Source organism: Longimicrobium sp. (assembly GCF_036554565.1).
Classification (GTDB): Bacteria; Gemmatimonadota; Gemmatimonadetes; order Longimicrobiales; family Longimicrobiaceae; genus Longimicrobium.
This window is the reverse complement of sequence record NZ_DATBNB010000792.1, coordinates 1-3,876: the sequence shown is the minus strand read 5'-3', so window position 1 is coordinate 3,876 and position 3,876 is coordinate 1. Positions and strand designations below refer to the sequence as shown.

2 protein-coding genes and 1 pseudogene are annotated in these 3,876 nt (G+C 65.8%); all 3 read left to right on the top strand.

Annotation, left to right across the window (positions count from 1 at the left end):
* The first annotated feature begins 939 nt into the window (after positions 1–939).
* Positions 940–1,110 carry a hypothetical protein gene (locus VIB55_RS22285; RefSeq protein ID WP_331878880.1) on the top strand — a complete coding sequence of 57 codons (171 nt, stop codon included), beginning with the start codon at positions 940–942 and terminating at the stop codon, positions 1,108–1,110.
* Between the two features lie 169 nt (positions 1,111–1,279).
* Complete coding sequence (locus VIB55_RS22280) at positions 1,280–2,584, top strand: hypothetical protein (protein ID WP_331878879.1); 1,305 nt, start codon at positions 1,280–1,282, stop codon at positions 2,582–2,584.
* A gap of 460 nt (positions 2,585–3,044) precedes the next feature.
* Positions 3,045–3,876, top strand: a pseudogene (locus VIB55_RS22275) (hypothetical protein); the annotation flags it as partial.

Here is a 3,876-nt window from a genome sequence, read left to right as displayed (position 1 = left end):
GCTTCGATGTAGGCAAGAACGCGTTCCGTGAGCCACGGCTGCAGCGGAACTGTCCGTGGGGCTTCAAGGAGAACCTCCACGCGGTTTTCGATAAGAGAACACAGCCCAACCATCCGACGAGCGAATTCTTCCGCATACTGCTTCGCGAGCGTTGCTGATCGTTCTGGAAGAAGTACATACGAATTGTGCGCGAAGCAAGTGTTTCGGTACGCTTGGTGTAAGGCATCCCGCCACCGTGTTAGTTTGGCTTCAATCGCAATGATCTCACCGTTATCCGTAACAACTACAACATCAGTCCGCCCACTTCGATGAAGGAATTGCTCCCCGACTCGCACAGCCCCCCACGGCGCATCTCCCGTTTGCAAACAGTCAACAAACTGGGCGACGAGCGATCTCTCTGATTCGAACATCCGTCGATTGCTTTCGGCAATGGTGAATGGCTCGCGAGACCCTGACCGAAGTGACTCCGGCATATACTCCGTCTGCACTCCGTTCCGAGCTACGTCTCCGCATCTCGAGGTTCACCCGGCGCGAGTGAATGCGCGAACAACTGAAGCTCCCGGGCGCGTCGCAGAGCTAAGCGGGCGAGAACCGTCTCCCACCCCGCAGGCGGGTTCCGGAAGCTTGAGGAGGTCGGATTCATCCGCGCCTGCCTCACCGTTTGGATCGACACGCCGGCGGCTTCCGCGATTTCAGCATGCGTGATGCAGCCGCCGACCCGATCCGTCGCAGTTTTGAAGTCCATCGGGCTGTCGATGTTAACGTTGACAATCCGTGCTCTGTCGATTATAATATAGACAGCAGGGCGAAAAGCAAGGCTGCCGGTATCCCCGCCAAGAGACCCCGACAGCCTTCACATCGCGAACTGACCCGAAGGCCGCCCGCTCACCAAGAGTAGCCCTGCCGGGCGCCGAGGGTCAAGCCCACTGGAGGTGCACGATGCCCAGATTGCCCGCAGCCCCACCCGCGGACCTGAAGCAGAGCGGATTCGTGATCGCGAAGTACGACGGGAGCCGCTACTGGATGGTGATCGATCCGGAGGGGAAGCTGGTGTGCGTGACGGTGTACAAGCGAGGCGCGGTGGAGGTGGTGCGGCGGCTCGCCGCGTAGGCAGGTGAGCTTTAAGTAAGCGGCGCGGCTCCTAGGCGGGGCCGCGCCGCTTCGTTGTGCCAGGCCTTGGATGCGCGCGGAAAACGCTGGCGCACACTATGGCGCGTTCCGTACTCCGGTCGTATCTATGGAGGAAGTTCACTCCGGGCGATTCCACGAGGCACGCCGCATGGGCGCGGACAAGGGGCACAAAGCCAAACCGAGGGTGATCCCGCCGCTGCCGGTCTGGCCGCGACGGGAATCCGTCGTCCTCAGCGAGGTGCCGGAGCCAGCACTCGCGGTTGAACTGTGGCTGTATCTGCGTCACCTGCGCGACTGGGTGGACTCAGGGCATGGCGACACGACGGAGTTGTTCCACCCGGTCAGCACGGATCGCGTTCGCAACCGCAGGGCCGAAGCACTCGACGCGGCCGGACCGGTGGAATCTGTCGTCGCGGTGTTCCACGAGTTATCGGACGCTCCCGCTAGCGTCACGCCCGAGCAGCTGCAAGACGCCTGCATCACGGTTGCGGATTGGGCGAACGAACACGGGTACGGCGTGACGGCTGCGCAGTTCGCGGCCGCCGCGACGCGCATCGCGCCGGAAAGCCCGCAGGCGGCGAACGTTGCGGGACTGACACACCGCAGATTGGGTGAGTGGACGAACGCGGAACTCTACTACGGCCGAGCGGCACGGTACGCACGCCGGCAGAAGAACGCCGACGAGTACGTCTCGGCGCACATTGGCATGGCGGCCCTGGCCCTGGCGCGGGGTAGATACAAGGCGGCGCGGCGGCACCTGAACACCGCCAGCAACGAAGCGCGGCGCAGCGGCAGCACCTGGCTGGCCAGCCACGCCCAGCACGACCTCATGCTGATGCTGACCGAGCGCCGGGAGTATCGGCAGGCGGAGGTCGCGGCGGCGCGCGCGGTGACACTCTATCCCGTTACCGATCCGCGCTTTCCGTATCTCGCGGCCGACTTCGCGTTCCTGCTTCTGGCGCAGCGGATGTACGCCGAAGCGCTTCCCATCCTGCAGCGCTTCCTCACCCTCATCGAAGCACCCGCGCAGCAGGTGATCGGCATGAGCCTGCTGTCGCGCGCGTATGCGGGCGTGGGCCGGCGGGACGACTCCCGGAACGTGCGGCGCGCCGTCCGTGAGTTGATCAAGACGTATCCTCAGGATGCGCCCGCGGCGCTGTACCACATGGCCGAGGCGTGCCGCGCCGAGGGAGCTTGGGAGGAAGCGGAGCAGCTGATCGAAGCTTCTCGCGCGCTGGCGACGGAGGCGGGCGACGTTGCGCTCGTGGGCTACGCGGACCAGCTCGCCGCGGAGATCGCGGACAGGCATGTGCCGGCCGCGCCCGCGGAGGAGGAAGACGCCGGCCTGCGCCGGTCCATTACCACTGCTCTCACCGCGCGGCTGGTGCACTGGCGCCCCAACAGCCGGCGCGGGCGCAAGCGTCACCCGCGCCGGAATCACTGGGCAGCTTAGTGCCCTGAGCCGTAGCCCAGGCCGCTCCTCGATCCATCCCCCGTGCTGTCGGATACGGCCGTGGTTTCTCCGGAAACCGCGGCCGTTGTCGTGTCGACAGCGTTGCCCGAGCCATAGCCCAGGCCGTTCAAGCTCGCCGGGGCTTTGCCCTGTCGAACGGTGGAGGTGGGGGAGCCCTGGCATCCGGCAAAGGCGAGAACACCCGCCAGGGCGATGCCGATCAGGGATGCGCGGCTGAATCTCACGTTCATACCTCGTCGACGGGGGGCCAGCAGTCGCTCACGTCATATTCACCAAGCACGATACCGTTGCCGCACTCTTCCCGCCAGCCACTACGGGTTATTTCGCGCGCCATGCGCGACGGGGTTCTCGCTCGCCATCCACGCCGGTTTCGCGATTCCGGACATCATGCGCACGTTCCGTTGACGATGTGCTCTTTCGTTGATGCTAAGGAGAACGGATGATGGCGATGGAGAAGCGAGGTGCAGGGGGAGTCGCGCGCAGGTCCCTGCGAGGTGAGAGCCGCCGGTGGTGCATCGACACGGCGCTCACGCGTGATCCCGACGAGCACCTGGAGGGAGATCGCATCCTCAAGGAAGTGGCCGACGACCTTGGGATCCTGCTCTGGCGGATCGGGCGCGACGTGGTGCTGTGGGCGGGGACGCCGTCCATGCAGCGGGCTGGCCTGTTCAGCCCGGAAGCACCGAACCGCCGGTCGAGCCGCCTTCTGAACATCGATCTGTCCGACGACGTTGCCTCGGCAGTCGATGCCCTCGCGGGGCAACTCGCCGTGCCGGAGAAAGCCGATGCGGCGATTCTCACCTGGTGTTGCCGCATGGTCGCACGCTGGGCCGCGGAACACGAGATGCACGGTACGGCCGTCTACTTCGCACAGGCGGGGGCGCTCTGCTCGGCCGACGATCCTGCGCCGGCGCTCGAAACCGGGCGCCTGGCGTTGGCCGCCGGACAGCAGCACCGCGCGGAATCGTGGGTCAGGCGCGCGGTCGCGCTCGCCCGCCGGTCAGCCCAGTGGGACGTGTACGCGGAGGCGGCTCGCGTGCTCGGCGAGCTAAATCACCGCGCCGGCCGCTTGGATCGCGCCCGCGCTCTGTACCGGCTTGCCTATCGGACAACGCGCCGCCAGAGCTTGCGGGAGATTGGCGCGGTCACGGCACACGCGGTGTTCCGGCTCGCGCTGGAGAGCGGCGATGAAGCCGAAGCGCACGTGTACGGTCGCCTTGCGGTGCGCGCCTGCACCCCAGAGCACACAGCAGCGCCGTCAATATTGCTCG